Source organism: Faecalibacterium prausnitzii, from assembly GCF_003287495.1.
Classification (GTDB): domain Bacteria; phylum Bacillota; class Clostridia; order Oscillospirales; family Ruminococcaceae; genus Faecalibacterium; species Faecalibacterium prausnitzii_I.
Genome location: NZ_PRLE01000007.1, coordinates 1 through 18,336 on the forward strand (window position 1 = coordinate 1; position 18,336 = coordinate 18,336).

Annotated in this window: 19 protein-coding genes, 1 pseudogene and 1 other annotated feature; of the genes and pseudogenes, 18 read left to right on the plus strand and 2 right to left on the minus strand. The window is 49.9% G+C overall.

All coding sequences use genetic code 11. The annotated features are described in order from the left end of the window. The 10 genes and pseudogenes from C4N22_RS12990 to C4N22_RS11270 all read left to right on the plus strand — a co-directional run. A pseudogene (locus C4N22_RS12990) lies at window positions 1-192 on the plus strand (hypothetical protein); the annotation flags it as partial. Beyond that, window positions 189-368, plus strand: a complete 180-nt coding sequence (locus C4N22_RS13105; RefSeq protein WP_112149031.1) for a transposon-transfer assisting family protein — start codon at window positions 189-191, stop codon at window positions 366-368. The pseudogene C4N22_RS12990 and the gene C4N22_RS13105, both read left to right, overlap by 4 nt. A 173-nt stretch (window positions 369-541) precedes the next feature. Beyond that, window positions 542-889, plus strand: coding sequence for a DUF6054 family protein (locus C4N22_RS11235; RefSeq protein WP_112149032.1), 348 nt, complete (start codon window positions 542-544; stop codon window positions 887-889). Between the two features lies 1 nt (window position 890). Then, on the plus strand, window positions 891-1,250 hold the full coding sequence (locus C4N22_RS11240) for a DUF2500 domain-containing protein (protein ID WP_112149033.1): 360 nt from the start codon (window positions 891-893) through the stop codon (window positions 1,248-1,250). A gap of 217 nt (window positions 1,251-1,467) precedes the next feature. Next, window positions 1,468-2,403: a hypothetical protein gene (locus C4N22_RS11250; RefSeq protein ID WP_112149034.1), complete on the plus strand. Its 936-nt coding sequence runs from the start codon at window positions 1,468-1,470 to the stop codon at window positions 2,401-2,403. 61 nt (window positions 2,404-2,464) lie between these two features. Next, window positions 2,465-2,794: a hypothetical protein gene (locus C4N22_RS11255; protein WP_112149035.1), complete on the plus strand. Its 330-nt coding sequence runs from the start codon at window positions 2,465-2,467 to the stop codon at window positions 2,792-2,794. Window positions 2,795-2,876: 82 nt separating this feature from the next. Beyond that, a complete protein-coding gene (locus C4N22_RS12965; RefSeq protein ID WP_181567210.1) occupies window positions 2,877-3,041 on the plus strand; it encodes a hypothetical protein in 165 nt (54 codons plus the stop codon). A gap of 108 nt (window positions 3,042-3,149) precedes the next feature. Further along, window positions 3,150-3,320 (plus strand): transposon-transfer assisting family protein, encoded by a 171-nt coding sequence (locus C4N22_RS11260; RefSeq protein ID WP_112149036.1) that lies wholly within the window; start codon window positions 3,150-3,152, stop codon window positions 3,318-3,320. 106 nt (window positions 3,321-3,426) lie between these two features. Continuing rightward, entirely contained in the window at window positions 3,427-4,446 is a 1,020-nt protein-coding gene (locus C4N22_RS11265) for a hypothetical protein (protein ID WP_112149037.1), read from the plus strand. Continuing rightward, window positions 4,430-5,158: a GIY-YIG nuclease family protein gene (locus tag C4N22_RS11270; protein ID WP_112149038.1), complete on the plus strand. Its 729-nt coding sequence runs from the start codon at window positions 4,430-4,432 to the stop codon at window positions 5,156-5,158. The genes C4N22_RS11265 and C4N22_RS11270 overlap by 17 nt, the downstream gene beginning before the upstream one ends. 266 nt (window positions 5,159-5,424) lie before the next feature. Here the strand turns inward: C4N22_RS11270 and C4N22_RS11275 are convergent, their stop codons facing one another. Continuing rightward, a complete protein-coding gene (locus C4N22_RS11275; protein ID WP_112149039.1) occupies window positions 5,425-6,225 on the minus strand; it encodes an SDR family oxidoreductase in 801 nt (266 codons plus the stop codon). Window positions 6,226-6,529: 304 nt separating this feature from the next. Between C4N22_RS11275 and C4N22_RS11285 the strand changes: the two genes are divergently transcribed. Next, complete coding sequence (locus tag C4N22_RS11285; protein ID WP_112149040.1) at window positions 6,530-9,742, plus strand: hybrid sensor histidine kinase/response regulator; 3,213 nt, start codon at window positions 6,530-6,532, stop codon at window positions 9,740-9,742. A 143-nt stretch (window positions 9,743-9,885) separates the two neighbouring features. Further along, window positions 9,886-11,940 (plus strand): TIM-barrel domain-containing protein, encoded by a 2,055-nt coding sequence (locus tag C4N22_RS11290; RefSeq protein WP_112149041.1) that lies wholly within the window; start codon window positions 9,886-9,888, stop codon window positions 11,938-11,940. 354 nt (window positions 11,941-12,294) lie between these two features. Here the strand turns inward: C4N22_RS11290 and C4N22_RS11300 are convergent, their stop codons facing one another. Further along, entirely contained in the window at window positions 12,295-13,239 is a 945-nt protein-coding gene (locus tag C4N22_RS11300; protein WP_112149042.1) for a bile acid:sodium symporter family protein, read from the minus strand. Between the two features lie 106 nt (window positions 13,240-13,345). Further along, window positions 13,346-13,605: a binding site (T-box leader), on the minus strand. A 103-nt stretch (window positions 13,606-13,708) separates the two neighbouring features. Here C4N22_RS11300 and C4N22_RS13265 point away from each other — a divergent pair. The 6 genes from C4N22_RS13265 to C4N22_RS11335 all read left to right on the plus strand — a co-directional run bounded on the left by C4N22_RS13265 (window position 13,709) and on the right by C4N22_RS11335 (window position 18,214). Further along, the gene (locus tag C4N22_RS13265; protein ID WP_112149044.1) at window positions 13,709-14,020 is read left to right on the plus strand and encodes a hypothetical protein; all 312 of its coding nucleotides are present in this window, start codon (window positions 13,709-13,711) and stop codon (window positions 14,018-14,020) included. After that, on the plus strand, window positions 14,017-15,000 hold the full coding sequence (locus tag C4N22_RS11315) for a Gfo/Idh/MocA family protein (RefSeq protein ID WP_112149045.1): 984 nt from the start codon (window positions 14,017-14,019) through the stop codon (window positions 14,998-15,000). Before C4N22_RS13265 ends, C4N22_RS11315 begins: the two co-directional genes overlap by 4 nt. A gap of 111 nt (window positions 15,001-15,111) precedes the next feature. Further along, complete coding sequence (locus C4N22_RS11320; protein WP_055191196.1) at window positions 15,112-15,588, plus strand: NUDIX hydrolase; 477 nt, start codon at window positions 15,112-15,114, stop codon at window positions 15,586-15,588. Window positions 15,589-15,649: 61 nt separating this feature from the next. Next, entirely contained in the window at window positions 15,650-16,417 is a 768-nt protein-coding gene (locus C4N22_RS11325) for an EFR1 family ferrodoxin (RefSeq protein WP_112149046.1), read from the plus strand. A gap of 34 nt (window positions 16,418-16,451) precedes the next feature. Continuing rightward, on the plus strand, window positions 16,452-17,078 hold the full coding sequence (locus C4N22_RS11330) for an alpha/beta fold hydrolase (RefSeq protein ID WP_112149047.1): 627 nt from the start codon (window positions 16,452-16,454) through the stop codon (window positions 17,076-17,078). A 377-nt stretch (window positions 17,079-17,455) separates the two neighbouring features. Then, window positions 17,456-18,214: a cyclase family protein gene (locus C4N22_RS11335; RefSeq protein WP_112149048.1), complete on the plus strand. Its 759-nt coding sequence runs from the start codon at window positions 17,456-17,458 to the stop codon at window positions 18,212-18,214. Window positions 18,215-18,336: the final 122 nt, after the last annotated feature.

The following is an 18,336-nucleotide window of genomic DNA, read 5'->3' on the forward strand; positions in this document are numbered from 1 at the left end:
ACATGTTTTCCACTGAAAAATAATTGCCGGAATGACATGACGGCGTTCAACCGCAACTTCGGCGGCTCGTCCGGCGGTAGTGGTGGAAACCACAACAATGGCGGCGGATGCGGCTGTCTGACTGCTATTATCTTGGCAAACAGAATGGGCACGGTTCCCGAATCCTGTACTGAAAATGGAGAAAAATGTTGAAATACAGAGAAATCGTGGACGGCATTTTTCTTGAGTTCCCCAACTATTTTATTGCCTATGTGGGCGTGAACGGCACGGTGGAAACCGCCCTGCGGGAACTGTCGGAGGGCGTTATCGAAAAGCTGAAACTGCTGACCGATGCCGAGTTTGCCGAACTGGATTTTCCACTGGACTGACTTTTGCCGCCTGCGGGCGGCGTACATAAAGTATTTTGTTCTTCCAAAAGATATGCTATAATCAAATTAGACAAAATTCCTCTCTTCAAGCGATTTCTCCGCAATTTTCCTGTGGCTCTGCTCGTATCAAAAATAAGGGACCGATTTTTCATTGTCAGAACGGAGGAACCATTATGGCAATCCTTGAAAAGACCATCCGAAACAAGAATTTTGACAAACTGCTTCGGAAGCTGGAACAAGAAATCCCGGACAGCAGTTGGTCGGCAGATTTAGAGGCAGGCAGTGATTTCAAAGAGGGCGATGCCCGGTGCAGTGTCCGTGTGTTTGAACGGTACAGCATGATGGGAGGCAACCGCCTGAGTCTGACACTGACCATGTTCCAGAATGCGGACAGTCCGATTCGGCTGTCTGCCATCACCGCAGGAGGCAGTCAAGCGGTGTTCTTCAAGGTGAACACCCTCGGAGAAGAATCTTTTCTGGACGATGTAAAGGACCTGCTGGAAGAAATTTTGGAGGAATAAGATGTTTTACGCTGGAATTGATATGCTGTTCAGCATTCTGTTTCCCATCCTGTTTCTTGTGGTTTTGGGTATGATCCTATACACCATCATCGGAAATATCAGCACATGGAATAAAAACAACCATTCGCCGCGGCTGACTGTTCCGGCAACGGTTGTGGCAAAGCGAACGGAAGTTTCTCGCCACCATACAGACAATACGATGGCGCATACGTTCACGACCTATTATGTGACCTTTCAGGTAGAGAGCGGCGACCGCATGGAGCTTACCGTAAGTGGTCCGGACTACGGAATGCTTGTGGAGGGCGACATTGGAAAGCTGAGTTTTCAGGGCACCCGCTATCTTGGGTTTGAGCGGAGCTAAGCGTTCTCTTACATTATATAGTATCGTATCACATTCACCCATTCTCCTTGGAATGCCTGATGCTGAAATTTTCAGCTTCGACAATGGCACGATTCATCCTTGTCAGTATGAAGATACGGACAGCTACGTTATCACCAAAACAGTTGTAAATAATCGGCAGCATTTTTTGAACCAGCTTCTGAACGAAGAGCCGTAATGCCGGGAAAGGACATTCCTTATGAGTGATTCTACGTTGAAAGAACTTTGGCAGCAGGTCGCTGAAAAGAAAAGCTGCGAAGCAAAACAGAAAGAACTGACCGCCCAGAGAGATACGCTTGCTGACCGCCTGAAAAAGCTGGAAAAATCCAAGCTGGCAGAGCAGGCTGATGTGGACCGTCTGGAGGGACACAGCCTTGCCGCATTTTTCTATCAGGTTATCGGAAAAATGGATGAGAAGCTGGACAAGGAACGGAAGGAAGCCTATGCAGCCCGTGTCAAGTACGACGCGGCTCTCCATGATCTTTCTTCCGTTGATGCCGACTTGGGGCAGATTCAAAATAGACTGGCACGGCTGTCCGATTGCGAAAGGCAGTATCAAGCTGCTCTTTCCGAAAAAATCAAAAGCATCAAAGCATCTGCCCACCCTGCCGCACAGCAGGTTGCGGAAAGCGAAAGCCGCATTGCCGCGCTGAAAGTCCAAAAACGGGAGCTGCTGGAAGCCATCAACGCCGGAAAGACCGCCCTGCATACGGTCAATGAAGTTCTGGAAACCCTCGACAATGCCGAGAGCTGGAGTACATGGGACGTAATGGGCGGCGGTTTGATGGCCGATCTTGCCAAGTATGAGGAACTGGACGATGCACGGGAACAAATCGAACAGCTCCAAGTGGAACTGCGGCGGTTCAAAACTGAGCTTGCCGATGTTGAGATCACCGCAGACCTTCAGGTTACGGTGGACAGCTTTTTGAAATTTGCGGATTTCTTCTTTGATGGCCTCTTTGCGGACTGGGCAGTTCTGGATCACATCAATCAGGCACAGAGCAGGGTGGAAAACACCAAGGATCAAATCAAGCGAGTCCTTGCACTTTTGAAAAAGATGCGCGAAGATGTTGATGTCCAAATCGCTGACGAAAAAGAGAAGCAGGAGCAGCTTGCAGTGGAAACTGAGCTGTAAGTTTGAAGCATCCACTTATGTGATATGACTCGATAAAACCGAATTTACAGGAGGTGTTTCGATGAAAACAAGAAAGTTTGCCTTATGTCTGGCAGCGGTTTTTCTGGTGGCGATTTATATCAATATTCAGAGAAGCCATACTTTCACCCTTTCAAACGATGAAGGCACCATAAAGACAGAACAAATACAGCCACTTTGGGGAACTGTAAAAGTGAGCGGTGATTGTGATACTGAGGTGGTCTTTACCGATGTAGAGACTGGAGAAAAATACAGAATCGGATATATTACACAGGGCGTAACGGAAAGAATCAAACTCGAAAGAGGCAAATGGTATAAGGTGGCGGGCGGAGGCAACCTTACACTGAATCCGGTAAACATTCGAGTCGAATAAATGGAAGTTCCTTGCGGGCAGCTATGAAAGCTGAAGCTGAGAAGAGAGCTTTGAATATTCACATAGGAAGGAGTACAGTTCTATGAATTATGGATGGGCAGCGATTTTCACCGTGGGAGCATGGTTTATCGGAGGCTTCCTTGATGGTCTTTTGGATTCTGGTGCCCTCGGTCTGAACACTTTGTTCGCTATTATTGCAATGGGCTGCTGCATCATGAAATTCATAAAGGACAACAATATTCAATAATCAATCTTTATTACATCCCTTGCGGGCAACCTTAAAACGGTTGCCCGCTCTTTTTATACCCTAAAATCTGAAAAAGGAGGAACGCTATGCCAAGCAAAACCGAAGAATATCTCGCCCTTGCCCAGCGTCCGGCTGGGGCTGGTGCAGGAGTTGCGGCTCATGCAGTGCTATCTGATGCCCGATGAAACCGCCCTGCGGGAACTGTCGGAGAGGGTTATTGAAAAGCTGAAACTGCTGACCGATGCGGAGTTTGCCGAACTGGAATTTCCACCGGACTGATTTTTGCCGCCTGCGGGCGGCGTACATAGGGTTGTTGTCAACGATGATATTGCTCTATTCTGAGAATATGTGTATAATAAATAAAAAAGAAAAGGAGAAAACTCATATGGATAACACTACATATTCGAACTGTATCTTTTGCGGAAATAGCATAAAAACAGAATTGATTGCGAATCCGCATAGTCGATTGTATGTTTGCCCCATCTGTGGTAGGTATGAATATCTCCCACAGTATTGTGATTTTTCTCACTTCAACCGAAATCACCTTTCATCATATCTTGCTTATAATGGATTTAATAACCTCAGTAAAGATTATGGCTTCTTTTCGACTCGTTCCAAGGACGCTTGTGCGAGATTAAAGGAAAACCATGAAAAAGGACTCTTCCTATATGGATTTCCCGTACATTTAGATCCTATTGATGTTGAAAACTGGTTTCCGTACAAAATCGAGGAAAAAGTTGAATGGATTCTGAAATGGCTTGATTGGAATACCAGATATTGGGGTGATTCCATCTGCATAGAAAACAAAAAAGTTTACAGTGCTTTTTTTGTCGAGATATATAAACACGAAGAAGATCAGTGGATAAGACGCCCTGATGAAGAGTTAGATACACAACTTAAATATATTATCAATTATCTGCGAGAGCAAGAGTTGATTGAAAGTCCACTGAGCTATTCTGGAAATCGCCCCATAACATTAGCTCCAAAAGGCTATGCAAGACTAGAAAAATCAAAATATACCTCGACAACACAAAAAAGCGCATTGGTTGCAATGGCGTTTAACGAAAAGACCTTAAAACTGCGTGAAGCAATACGAAAAGGAATTCAAGATGCTGGATATCTTGCTGTTTTTATTGATGAGGTTGAACATAATGATTTTATCACTCCGGAACTGTTAAAGCATATCGAGGACAGCAAGTTTGTTGTAGTCGACCTCTCACATCAAAATAATGGTGCATATTTCGAAGAGGGCTACGCAATGGGCATAGGTAAACCAGTAATTCAACTGTGCAAGCAAGATGTGAAATTGCATTTTGACATTGCTCAAAAGAACACCATAATTTGGAGCAATGAATCGGAAATTCCTGACAGACTAAAAAGAAGAATTCTTGCAACAATTGATTGACCAAGGTTGTGATTTAATGAATAACGCGAAATGGGGGTTTGGAATGGCTCCCCTAAAGCCTATTACTGACTTAAAAAACAAACAGGCGCTTCGTGAAGTGAAAAAATTCGTCATAGGCGAGGATATTGTTGATTTTGACACATTACCAGAAAATATCAGCTTGGTGAAAGGCCTTTTTAATCGTGTCATAAAACAAGATCAGTGGGATTGGTTTACAGTCAATATGTACTTTGACTATCCGACTTACCGACATATGGAAAACATTGTCAAATCTTTGCGAAATCTTCGAAATGCCATATCTTATAACAACAATGCTTTGGGAGAAGAAAGCCTAATTGCTTTAAAAAAGAATCGATTTATAGAGTATTGTGACAACTATTTAACATTTGATATTGGCAACGACTCTAATAGTGAATACCTTTATATACTATCTCGACGCGAAGAAAAGGATATTTTAAAAATCGGTATGACCACACGAAACATTCAAAAACGTGTTAATGAAATAAATTCAGCAACGGGTGTTTTATATCCATACTCAGCCAGAAAAGTGTTTAAAGTGAAAAATTGCAAAAAAGTCGAGAAGGAAGTTCATGAACTATTGGCTCAATATAGAATTCGCAATGACAGAGAATTTTTCAAGCTAAGCTATTCAGATGCTTGTTCATTTATTGAGCAGTATTTAACTAGCACCCACCAACATTATTATGACTAAAGCTCTTCTATTAGCAAAATTTTATGCGGGCAACCTTAAAACGGTTGCCCGCTCTTTTTATACCCTAAAATCCGAAAACGGAGGAACGCTATGCCAAGCAAAACCGAAGAATATCTCGCCCTTGCCCAGCGCACAGCCAACGGCTTGACCCGGTACTGGGAAAGCTGGACGGATTAAACGAATACCGCCGAGGAACTTCCCCAGTTGGGAGGCATCCTCGGCGGATTTTTTAGTTTATAGAGCAGTTTTTCGGAGCAATGCGCCTGTTACCCGTATATTTTCCCCACGATCTTTCCTCGTGCTGCAGCAGGCAGGAGCTTGCACAAAAGGCTCAGGAATTTATACTGTGCACCGGCAACATAAACGACTGCCGGGTTCTTTTTCTCCACAATACCGGCGATGTACCGTCCAATGCGTGCCGGGTCCATGCCGTTTTGCTCGTCATGCTCCATCTGACTGACGCTCCGGGAAATACGCCCGCCGTATTCATCATCGCCGAGAATGCTTTTCTGGCGTGCTTTTGTAAAACCGGTACAGATGTCACCCAATTCTACGACGGTAACATGGATGCCGTAGGGCTTGACTTCGTTTGCCAGCGCATAGGAGTAAGAGGAAACAGCAGCTTTGCTTGCAGAGTAGAAAGCCTGGAACGGAATGTGCGCTACGGCGGCAACCGAGCTGATGTTCACAATATGCCCCTTCCCTTGATGGCGCAGGAAGGGGAGAACTGCTCTATTTACAGTGACCGTCCCGAAAAAATTCACATCAAACTGTGCTTTGGCTTGCTCCAAGGACGTAAACTCCACCGCACCGGAAATGCCAAAGCCTGCACAGTTGATCACTGCATCAATTTTGGTCTCTTTTTGGATGACCTGCTGCACAGCGGCGTTGACCGCATCTTCATTGGTCACATCGACGGATAGATGGGTGACGCCCTCCATAGGGATACTTCTGCGGCTGAACTCATAGACGATGCAGCCGTTCTCTTTCAGAGCGGATGCCGTGCACCGTCCGATGCCGGAGCTTCCTCCGGTAACAATGACCACCTTGTTGGTTTCTCCCACCATGATTTTCCTCCTGAAAATGTTGATCTGGTTCGAGTATACCGCATCGCAAGACGACTGTCTATACGGATAGCCGGATTGTGGAAAAGTACAGGGATCAACTTGCGTAAATTTTCACGCAGATTGGCCTCTCTTTTTTTTACACAGCCAATGCCAATTAGCGCTTGAAATCGAAACGCTGCGCAAGTATACTATACTATATTAGCGATACTGTACAAGCTTGATCAAAAATCAGTATGCCAGTTGACCATAAAAGACATACCAGAATTGAAGTGCGCGGCAGAATCAAAACCCTACGAGGATGAAAATGAAATTCGATAGAAGACTTACAGATGAAATCTACACTTCCGACACGGTAAGGCTGGGAAAAGATGCATTTCAGGCCATGCAGGAGACGATCTATCATAATGGCGGTGTCGGAACCATTGCCGGGTACTATGATGCCGAATTGTCGATCCTGTCGGTCAGTGATCTGTTGCTGCATAATCTGAACCATAGCTATGCATCCCTGATGGAGCAGACAAAGGGTTCGCTGAAGAATCTTTTCAATCAAAAGGATGCTACGTTCCTCGACAATGCGCGCTTTCGTCAGATTCAGGGCGAAGGGGAAGGCCGGATCCTCACGGCAGATGGGTCTCCCGTCTATGTGCGTCTCTACAAAAAAGATGCAGTCGATACGGATGGAACACCGATCTGGATCATGTCAGTACAGATGAACTGGGCGTATGAGAACCTTGCGCTGGTCAACGAATCCATCCATTCTGCACTATGGTATTTTGAGTGTAATGAAAACGGTGAGATCGTTCATGTGAACTGGAGCCATGCGTTCCGGCAGATCCTTGGTTATCATGACATTCTGGATTTTCCGAACAAACTGGATTCGTGGTCGAACCTTCTGCACCCGGAGGATCATGACCGGGTAATGCAGCTGCTTTTGGAAACGATTGCGGACAAAACCAATACTACAAAATATAATGTTGAGTACCGACTGAAAATGCAGGATGGCCAATACCAGTGGTTCCGGGCATCGGCGGAGGTGATACGCCGTCTGGATGGTTCGGCCAATCGAATTGCCGGAATCATCAGCAACATTGACGCGGAAAAAAGAAGCCGGATGCAGGCGCAGCGGGCAGCGGCATTTCACCGTGCATTTACCAGCGCAAACCTCTGCGAATACTATGTAAATCTGGAAAAGAACACCTTTGATACGTTCAAAGTGGAGCCCTCTTTGATGACGGCCTTTGAGCAGAACCACACATGGGATGGACTGGTCCGATTCTTTGTGGATCACTATGTGGTGGAAGAGGACAAAAAGCCTGTAACGGATTTCTGCAATCGCGCTTACATCACAGAAAAACTAAAGGGGCTTGAGACGGAGCTGCGTCAGGAGTGCCGCATCGTTCTGGATGGGGAGGAACGATGGGTCAGCAACGTGGTCATGCGCGGTGAGATCGAAGATTCCGAATATGCGATGATTTTTCTGCGGGACATCACAGAGTCCAAAGCAGAGACGGCACGGCGGATGCAGATGGCCTCAGATAACGCATCGATGGATCTTTTGATCAAGAGTATGGTGCGTCTGCTGGACCGCTTTGTCGTCTGCGATCTGGAGAATGACCGGTATCGGTTCTATAATCTGCAAGGTGAAATGATATACGCGCCGACGGGAACCTACCATGATTTTGTGGAGCAGGTGGTTGCAAAGTATAAGACACTGGAACCGCTGGACGCATTGGCCACTTTGATTTCACCGGAAAATATCCGAAAGAATCTGCAGGGCGAGAACGACATCTACAAATTTGAATACTGCTCCATAGATGAGAACACCTATAAGATCGCTTCTTTCATTCCGCTGGAGTGGGATGGCAAAAAACTGGTCAAAGCACTGTTGGCATCTATGGATGTGTCACAGGAGAAAAAGGCCGAGATCGAATCCCATAAGGCACTGAAGGAAGCGTACCGGGTGGCGGAAAACGCAAGCCACGCCAAGACGGAATTCCTCTCCAATATGTCCCATGATATCCGTACACCGATGAATGCAATCGTTGGCTTGACCGCCATTGCGGGCGCGAATATCGAGAGTCAGGACAGGGTGGTCGAGTGCCTTGGCAAGATCACAAAATCGAGCCGTCATCTGTTGGGACTGATCAATGAAGTGCTGGATATGGCCCGGATCGAGAGCGGGCGAATGAGCCTTGCCGAGGAGGATTTCAGCCTGCCGGAGCTGGTCGATAACCTGCTCACCCTCATAAAACCGGCAATCGACGAGCACCACCATCAGCTCGAAGTCCATGTTGAGCACATCGAGCACGAAGCTGTCTGCGGCGACAGCCTGCGCATCCAGCAGGTCTTTGTGAACCTGATGAGCAACGCCGTCAAGTATACCCCGGATGGAGGAAACATCACCTTCACGATCAAGGAAAAACCGAACGGCTTCTCGGAGCTTGGCTGCTACGAGTTTTCCATCGAGGACAACGGCATCGGTATGACGCCGGAATTCCAGAAGATCATGTTCGAGCCGTTCAGCCGGGCAGACGATCACCGGACGACCAAAGTGCAGGGCACCGGTCTTGGCATGGCCATTGCAAGAAACATCGTCAACCTGATGAATGGTGACATTCAGGTCGAAAGCGCTCCCAACAAGGGAACGAAGATCACGGTCACGGTCTATCTGAAACTTCAGGAGAACGAGAAGGAACAGGAAAAAGAACTGCTCGATCTGCCGGTACTGGTCGTGGACGATGACAAGACCTGCTGCGAAAGCACCGTTGCAACCCTTCAGGAGATCGGCATCGCGGGCGAATGGGTCCTGACCGGCAAGGAAGCCGTGGAACGCTGCGCGGCGCGGCACAAGACCGGCCGCGACTATTTTGCGGTGATCCTGGACTGGAAGATGCCGCAGATGGACGGCATCGCAACGGCCAGAAGAATTCGGGAATGCGTCGGGGAGGACGTCACGATCATCATCCTGACTTCCTTTGATTTTAGCGAGATCGAAGAAGAAGCCAGAGCAGCGGGCGTGAATGCGTTTATGGCAAAACCGCTGTTCCGTTCCCGTCTGACGGCAACTCTGCGGCAGTTTACATCCGGGAAGAAGGAGAAAAACGCCCGGAACTATCTGGAAGACTTTGCAAAGGAAAACTATGCGGGCAAGCGGATCCTTCTTGTGGAAGACAATGCGCTGAACCGTGAGATCGCAACCGAGATCATAGGCATGACGGGCGTGACCATTGACATTGCCGAAAACGGAAAAATTGCAGTCGAAAAGGTGATGGAAGCGCCAGAAAAGTGGTACGATCTCATTTTTATGGACATCCAGATGCCCATCATGAATGGTTACGAAGCCACTGCTGCGATCCGTGCCCTTGCCGGCAGCCGGGGCAAAGTGCCCATCATTGCCATGACGGCAAATGCCTTTGCCGAGGACGTGCAGCTGGCAAAGAACACCGGCATGAACGAGCATATCGCCAAACCGCTTGATTTGAATAAGCTGAACGATGTGCTGAAACAGTGGCTGTGATCTGTGCATTGCCGTAAGGCGCGTGATAAGGCTGAAGCCCCAATTGCTCCAGCCAATGTCAGAGTTTCTTAATTGTCCATTAAAAATACGTTGGTACGTTTTACACTGTGACGATTCAAAAAACAGAGGAGAGATATTTTACTATGATCTACAAAAAGCGATACGGTCAACCGTTTGATACCGAAAGTGTAGTGGGTTCTTTTTTGCCCATGATGGAAACGATCCCCTATCTGACCAAGGAGCCGGATGGTTTCTCCTATGCCATGGAGCCGCAGGATGTCCTGTATGGTCTTGGCGAAAACGTCCGTGGTATCAACAAGCGTGGGTGGGTGTACGAAAGCAAATGCTCCGATGACGGCAACCATACCGAGGGCAAATCCTCGCTGTACGGTGCTTATAATTTTATGATCGTGTCCGGCAAGGATACATTTGGCTTTTTTATCGACTACCCGGGCAAGGTCACCTTTGACTGCGGCTACACCGACATGGATACTTTACGCATCACGGTGGCCGAGGAAAATTACGATGTCTACATCATTGAGGGGGAGAGCCTGACCGATATTGTGCACCAGTTCCGCCAGTTGGTGGGGCGCAGTTATATTCCGCCCAAATGGGCTTTTGGCAACGCCCAGAGCCGTTGGAGCTACATGAACGAGGACGAGGTCCGCGAGGTGGTGGCAAATTACCGTGCCAACAATATGCCGCTGGACGCTGTGGTTCTGGATATTGATTACATGGAGCGTTACAAGGACTTTACGGTGGATGCGCAGCGCTTCCCGCGTTTTGCAGACTTTGCCGCCGAGATGAAAGCGCAGGGCATCCATCTTGTCCCCATCATCGATGCAGGAGTCAAGGTCGAAGAGGGATATGATGTGTACGAGGAAGGCGTGAAAAACGGCTACTTCTGCACGAATCAGGATGGCACCCCCTTTGTAGCCGGTGTGTGGCCGGGACGGGTACACTTCCCCGATATGCTCAACCCGGAAGCCCGTGCTTGGTTTGGCAGTCAATATAAAGTTCTGCTGGATCAGGGAATCGAGGGCTTCTGGAATGATATGAACGAGCCTGCGATCTTCTACGCAGAGGAAAGACTGAAAAAGACCTTTGCTAAAATTGGGGAATACAACAAGCAAAACCTGGATATTTCCAGCTTTGGTGCTTTTACCGGCATGGTGGCAGAGCTTTCCAACAACGAAAACGATTATAAGATGTTCTACCACAACACCAAGCAGGGGCGTATGCGGCACGACAAGGTACATAATCTTTTTGGTTATAACATGACCCGTGCTGCAGGCGAGGCTTTTGAGCGGCTGGAGCCGGACAAGCGCATTTTGATGTACTCCCGTTCTGCCTGCATCGGGATGCACCGGTATGGCGGCATCTGGACTGGCGACAACCATTCTTGGTGGAGCCACATTCTGCTTGCGCTGCACATGATGCCCTCCCTGAATATGTGCGGCTTCCTGTACGAGGGCCCCGACATTGGCGGCTTTGGCAGCAATACCACGGAGGATCTGGTGCTGCGCTGGTACGGCATGGGCATCTTCTCTCCGCTGCTGCGGAACCACTCTGCCAAGGACACCCGCCGGCAGGAGCCCTACCGCTTTAAGAACAAGGCTGCCTTTGCCGGTATTTTACAGCTGCGCTACCTGCTGCTGCCCTACATTTACAGCGAGTACATGAAAGCTGCCCTGCACGACGGCATGTACTGTATGCCGTTGGCGTTCGCCTTCCCGGAGGACGACTTTGCCCGCCGGGTGGAGGATGAGGTGATGATCGGTGAAAGCCTGTTGATCGCCCCGGTATATGAGCAAAATGCCCGTGGTCGGTATGTTTATCTGCCGGAGGAGATGCTGCAGGTGCGGGTAAAGTGCAGCGAAAGCAACCGCATCGAAACCAGCGTGCTGCCAGCAGGCCATCATTACATTCCGGTGGAGCTGGATGAAGTGGTGTTCTTTATGCGCAAGGGACACCTTCTGCCCCTTGCCAAGGACGGCAAAAAGATCCAGAGCGTTGCCGATGTGGATTTTGCAGATCTGCGCCTGCTTGCCTATGCTCCCGATGGTGCATCCTATGAATACTATACCGATGACGGCGAGACAAAGGATTACGACAAGCCGGAACATTTTGTGCAGATCACGCTGGATGCGGATGGAAACGCAAAGAGCGATCGTGCTACGGTCAAAGTAGAAAGATAATCGTCAGTCATTACGCAGTTCCTACAGAGTGACAGTGTTTCAGCTTGAAATGCTGCCACTCTTTTTTGTTGTCTGAATCACAGAGATCGGTTCTGTTTGAGCTGTTTCATGAAGTCGTCGGGTACCCGCTGTGTGCTGGGAAGTGGCTCAAGGATAGATTGGCATTCACAGCGACATTTGTGAAAAGAGCAGATCCTGTAGGGATGCGCTTTGCAACACCGAAAACGGACGGATGATCGTGGAGCTGTATCTGGGCAAGCAGGAACATCACGTCTCCAGAATTTTGTACTGAAAAAAAGGGCTGCTGCACAGGGAACAGACCTTGTGCAGCAGCCCTTTATGGTATGGAGGAACTCAGTCCTTCTTCTCGGCGGTGCGGGCAAAGAAGTTGGCGAGGACGGCACCGGAAATGTTATGCCACACAGAGAACACAGCGCCGGGGATGGTTGCCAGCGGATACTGTGCAAAGTGGGCGGCAGCCAGAGAGGTGGCCAGACCGGAGTTCTGCATTCCGACCTCGATGGAAATTGCACGGCACTTGGTGGAATCCAGCTTCAGCAGCTTCCCCACGCCAAAGCCGGTGAGGTAGCCCAGCAGGTTGTGCAGGATGACCACGGCAAGGATCAGCAGGCCGCTGGTCATGATCTTGGCGGAGTTTGCGGACACAACAGCGCAGATGATGAGCACGATGGCGGTGGTGGAGATCAGCGGCAGCACCCGGACGGCGTTCTGGGTGAAAGCGTGGAAGAAGTGGTTGACCACAAAGCCCAGTGCGATGGGAACCAGCACCACCTTGACGATGGACAGGAACATATTTACAGGGTTCACATCCACGCGCTGGCCGGCATACAGCAGGGTGAGCAGCGGGGTGAGGAAAGGTGCCAGCACGGTGGAAACTGCGGTCATGCCAACGGACAGTGCAACGTCGCCCTTGGAAAGGTAGGTCATCACGTTAGAGGAGGTGCCGCCGGGGCAGGTACCCACCAGAATGACACCGATGGCAAGCTCAGTGGGCAAGTGGAACACCTGGGTCAGCGCCCATGCCAGAAAGGGCATCAGGGTGAACTGGGCAATGCAGCCGATGACCACGTCTTTCGGGCGGCTGAACACGACCTTGAAGTCCTCCGGCTTCAGGGTGAGACCCATGCCGAACATGACGATGCCCAGCAGGGTGTTGACCCATGCGGTCTTTACCACACTGAAAGTGCCGGGGAACAGCAGAGCCAGTGCCGCTACCACAATGACGATGGCGGCCATATACTTGCCCACAAAGTCGCTTACTTTTTCCAATGTTTTCATGATGAAATCTCCTTTTCTGAACACTTATTTTTGCGGATGCAAAGGCAATGAAACATCCGGAAAATGGCTTTCCCGCAAACAAAAACGCCTTTGTCCCCTACGGTTCGTAAGAGACAAAGGCGTATAAACTCCTCTGCGGTACCACTCTTATTGCCGGTGCAAAGCCCGGCCCCTCAGTGCGCATCCAACAATGCGCGGCCCGTGATAACGGGGGCCTGCCGTTCCCGCTTACTGGGGCGCATACACCGCCCATTCAGCCGGAAAGCTCGGAGAGGATCTTCCCACGGACGCCCTGCACTGCCTTGCACCATCCGGCAGCTCTCTGCAGCATTCTTTCCGGGTACTCTTTCTCGTCATAGCCGAATATTTCACTGCCACGGAGTATACTCTTCTGCCGGGTCGAAGTCAAGAAAAACGACCCTTCTAGTTTTTCATCCGGCTCACGCCAAAAGTGAAGCTGGCTCATGCAATGGCGAACGGCATTTTTCTTGACCGCCCCAACCGTTTTATTGCCCATGTAGATGTGAACGGCACAGTGGAAACCGCCCATGTCAAAAACACCGGGCGGTGCAGGGAACTGCTGCTGCCCGGTGCGGCGGTGCGTCTGGAAATCGTGGAGCAGCGGGAAATGAAAGATACCGGTGCATCGGATCTGTCCCCGGAGAGTGGCAACAAGCCCTCCGGGGGCATTTTTGTTTTTCACTATCTTTTCCGCAAGGGAAAACCATGGTATACTGAACGCAACGAATCCAAAGCCATAAAATGGGAGGTACCGTTATGAAGTGGGGAATTTTAGCGACCGGCACCATTGCCAAAAAGTTTGCATCCACGGTGGAACAGATGGGCGCAGAGGGAGAGCAGCTTGTTGCCGTGGGGTCACGGCACATGGAAAGTGCCCGGGCGTTTGCGCAGCAGTACGGCATCCCCCGCTGCTATGACTCCTATGAAGCCCTTGCCGCCGACCCGGAGGTGGAGGCCATCTATATCGCCACCCCCAACACCCTGCATTACGAAAACTGCAAGCTCTGCTTGGAGCAGGGCAAGCACGTTTTGTGCGAAAAGCCCTTTACCATCCGCCCGGAGCAGGCGCAGGAGCTGTACCGTCTGGCAGAGGAAAAGCACCTCTTTCTCATGGAGGCGTTCTGGATCTGGCTGCTGCCGCTGTACGACCGCCTGCGCCAGATCCTTGCGGCGGGCACCATCGGAGAACTGAAGCAGATCACCTGTCAGTACGGCTTTGTGGCCTCCGGTGCCCGGAAGGACCGCAAGTTTGATTCCGGTCTGGGCGGCGGTGCGCTGCTGGATATCGGTATCTACAATCTGGGCTTTCTGCGCATCCTTACCGGACAGGACCCGGAGAGGGTGGAGACCAAAGAGGTGCACATCAACGAGTACGGCACCGATGATTACAGCCGCCTTGTGCTGACCTACCCCGGTGGCTGCAAGGCAGAGTCGGTCCAGACCATCGGGCAGGAGCTGGAGCGCAATGCCCGCATCCTTGGCACCAAGGGCAGCATCTTTCTGCCGGATTTCCAGCACGCCGAGACCATGACGCTGGAAGTGGAGGGCAAAGAGCCGGAGGTCATCCGCTGCCCGGTGGACATCAACGGCTTTGAGTACGAGATCCGGGAAGCAAGCCGCTGCGTCAAGCTGGGGCGCACCGGCAGTGACCGCTACACCCCGCAGGACAGCCTTGCCCTGACTCGCCTGATGTACGACACCCGCATGAACTGGGGCATGAAGTTTGCGGGCGAGGTGTAAGTGCACACCCTGCCGCAAAGGGCTTTTTTGCGTGCGAAAACCATGGTATACAGAGAGCGAAAACTCGGAATTTGTTAAATTGAAAAATTAGAATTTAGAGGAGGCAATGCAATGGATATTTCCTATAATTGTGAAAATCAAAAATTTAATTATAGAGTATGTGCCATGATAATCGCGGAAAATAAAATTTTAGCGATGCACGATGAACGTTCACCCTATTTTTATCTTCCGGGTGGAAGAGTTAAGATGGGTGAAACTGCTGAGCAAGCAGTGGTTCGGGAAGTTCAGGAAGAACTTGGTGTAACTCCAAAGATTACACGTCCATTATGGCTCAATCAGGCTTTTTTTACCGAAGATGTGGATAATCTACATTATCATGAACTGTGTATTTATTTTCTGGTGGATATTTCAGAGACAACTCTACTGGAAAGAGGAAACGTCTTTACTCTGACAGAAGGAAAGCATATCCATACTTTTGAATGGCTGGAGTTTGATAGATTGAAAGATGAATATTTTTATCCGCTTTTCCTGAAAAAAGCAATTTACGATCTTCCCGATGAATTCACCCTTCGCACGGAATTAGAGTAACAAATCCCAGTTTGCCGGGCAGACAGGCAACTGAAAACCACACAAAAACGAGGAAACAGCCATGGTACTTTATTTTACGGGAACCGGCAACAGCCGGTATCTGGCGCGGCGCATTGCCGAAAGGCTGGAGATGCCGCTTTGCGACCTGAACGCCTGCATCAAGGCAGGGGATACCGCCCCGGTGCAGACCGGGCGGGACGTGGTGCTGGTGACGCCTACCTACGCATGGCGCATCCCCCGGGTGGTGTCCGAGTGGCTGGGCAAGACCGCGCTGACCGGGGCAGAGCGCATCTGGTTTGTGATGGATTGCGGCAGCGAGATCGGCAATGCGGCAGGCTATAACCGGCAGCTTGCAGCACAAAAGCAGCTGCAGTACATGGGCACAGCCCAGATCATCATGCCGGAAAACTACATTGCCATGTTCAATGCACCCCAAAAAGAGCAGGCACGGAGCATCGTGGAGCAGGCAGAGCCAGCACTTCAGAGAGTGCTGGCGCAGCTCAAAGCCGGGCAGGAATTTCCCCCGCCGAGAGACAACCTCTACGACCGCCTTATGAGCGGCCCGGTGAACCCGGTGTTCTATCGCTTTTTTGTAAAAGCCGATGCTTTCCGGGCAACGGATGCCTGCATCGGCTGCGGTAAGTGCGTGGAGTTGTGCCCTTTGAACAACATCCGTCTGGAAAACGGCAAACCGGTCTGGGGCCAAAACTGCACCCACTGCATGGCCTGCATCTGCTATTGCCCCAAAGAAGCCATCGAGTACGGCAAAAAGAGCAAAGGCAAGCCCCGGTATCACTTTGAAGCACTGGAAAAGCAGCAGGACGTATGAAGAAAAAAGGAAAAACGATGATGGTAAAAAGTAGATGAAGTATTTATACTTACATGGATTAGGACAAAAACCAGACAGTTGGGACAGAGTAATAAAAGAAACGACGGTTTCGGACAGAAGCGTCAGCTTGAGTCTGGCAGAGATGCTGGAAGGAAAAGCGGCTACCTATGGGGAGCTGTATACTGCATTCTCAGAAGAGTGCAACAAGGAAAATGACGAAATCGTCTTATGTGGGCTCTCTCTGGGTGCTGTTTTGGCACTTAATTATGCAATAGACCATCCGGATAAAGTAAAGGCGCTTGTGTTAATTGCGGCACAATACAAAATGCCTGAAAAATTATTGAAATTCCAGAATATGCTGTTCCGCTTTATGCCAAATGCAATGTTCAAGCAATTTGGATTCAAAAAAGCCGATGTGATCAGTTTGTGCGGCACGATGGCAGAATTGGATTTCAGAGATTCATTGTGTAAAGTGTCTTGTCCTGTATTGATCGTTTGTGGGGAAAAGGACAACGCAAACAAAAAAGCCTCAAAGGAACTTGTCAGCTATTTGAACGATTCCCACTTCCATGAACTTCTGAAAGCAGGTCATGAAGCAAACATAGAATCTCCGGAGGAATTGGCAACAGTGTTACAGGAATTTTATGATAATGTCGAATAAACTACGATTCATCAAAGAAAGAGGACTGTAAAATGAACATCGAAGAACGGGCGGCACAGGCAGATGCTTGGAAAGCACCTGCGGTGCACGAATCGGCGCGGTGATGGCGGCGGGCAACCGGCGGACGAAAAGGCAGAGTTGTCTTTACGAGAACAAACCTATTGACATGGTGCGAAAATGGGTTTATACTATCCCCAACACAAGGAAAGGGAGCACAGGCAGATGAAACGTACAGCAGATGCCCGGCACGGGCTGCCCGGGCGAATGCGCTGCTCCCAGACAAATTCCCGGCAGACAGACTGAGAAAAAACAGGAAGATGCCGTTGTCTGGGAGAAGTGCCCGAACATACATCGTCACAATAAAAGGAGAACCGACAATGGCTGATTATAAACTGTGGAACGCACTGAAGAATGCTAAAAAATATCGCTGGGTGGAACTTTCTCACTCGCTGAACAACGAAAGCCCCTACTGGTCCGGCATCCCGGAAGGCTCTGTGGAGCTGGCAAAGACCGTGTGGGACTGGGGCAAGCCGGAACTGGAATGCCTGATCCAGACTTTCAAATTCCCCGGACAGTTCGGTACCCATATCGACTTTCCGGGGCACTTCATCAAGGGCAAAGCGCTGTCCGAAAAGTACGATGTGAACGACCTGATCTTCCCGCTGGTGGTCATCGATATTTCCCAGCAGGCCAAGAAAGACCCCCGCTACGCCGTGACGGTAGAGGACATCAAGGCCTATGAAGCAAAGTATGGTCCTATCCCGGATGGTGCGCTGGTGGCTCTGCGCAGCGACTGGTACAAGAAGTGGCCGGATATGGATGCGCTGTCCGGCATCGACGCAGAGGGCAAAGAAAATGCCCCCGGCTGGTCGCTGGAAGCATTGGAGTATATCTACAAGGTGCGCAACGCCGCCGCCAACGGCCACGAAACGCTGGATACCGATTCCTCTGCGGTGGCGGAGGAAAAGGGCGACCTTGCCTGCGAGCGCTATGTTCTGGACAACGACAAGCTGCAGGTGGAGGTGCTTGCAAATCTGGATAAAGTTCAGCCTGCCGGTGCGGTGGTCATCGTTTCTTATCCCCGCATTGAAGGTGCAACTGGTCTGCCCGCACGAGTCTGGGCCATTACCGAATAAGAGCGGAGAAGTGGGAAAATGTCCTTTGAAAAAGCAAAAGCAGACCTGTTGGAGCAGAAGTCTTCCCTGTAAAAATGGTACGCCGGAGCGTCCGCAGAGGCTCCGGCGTATCGAAATGATAG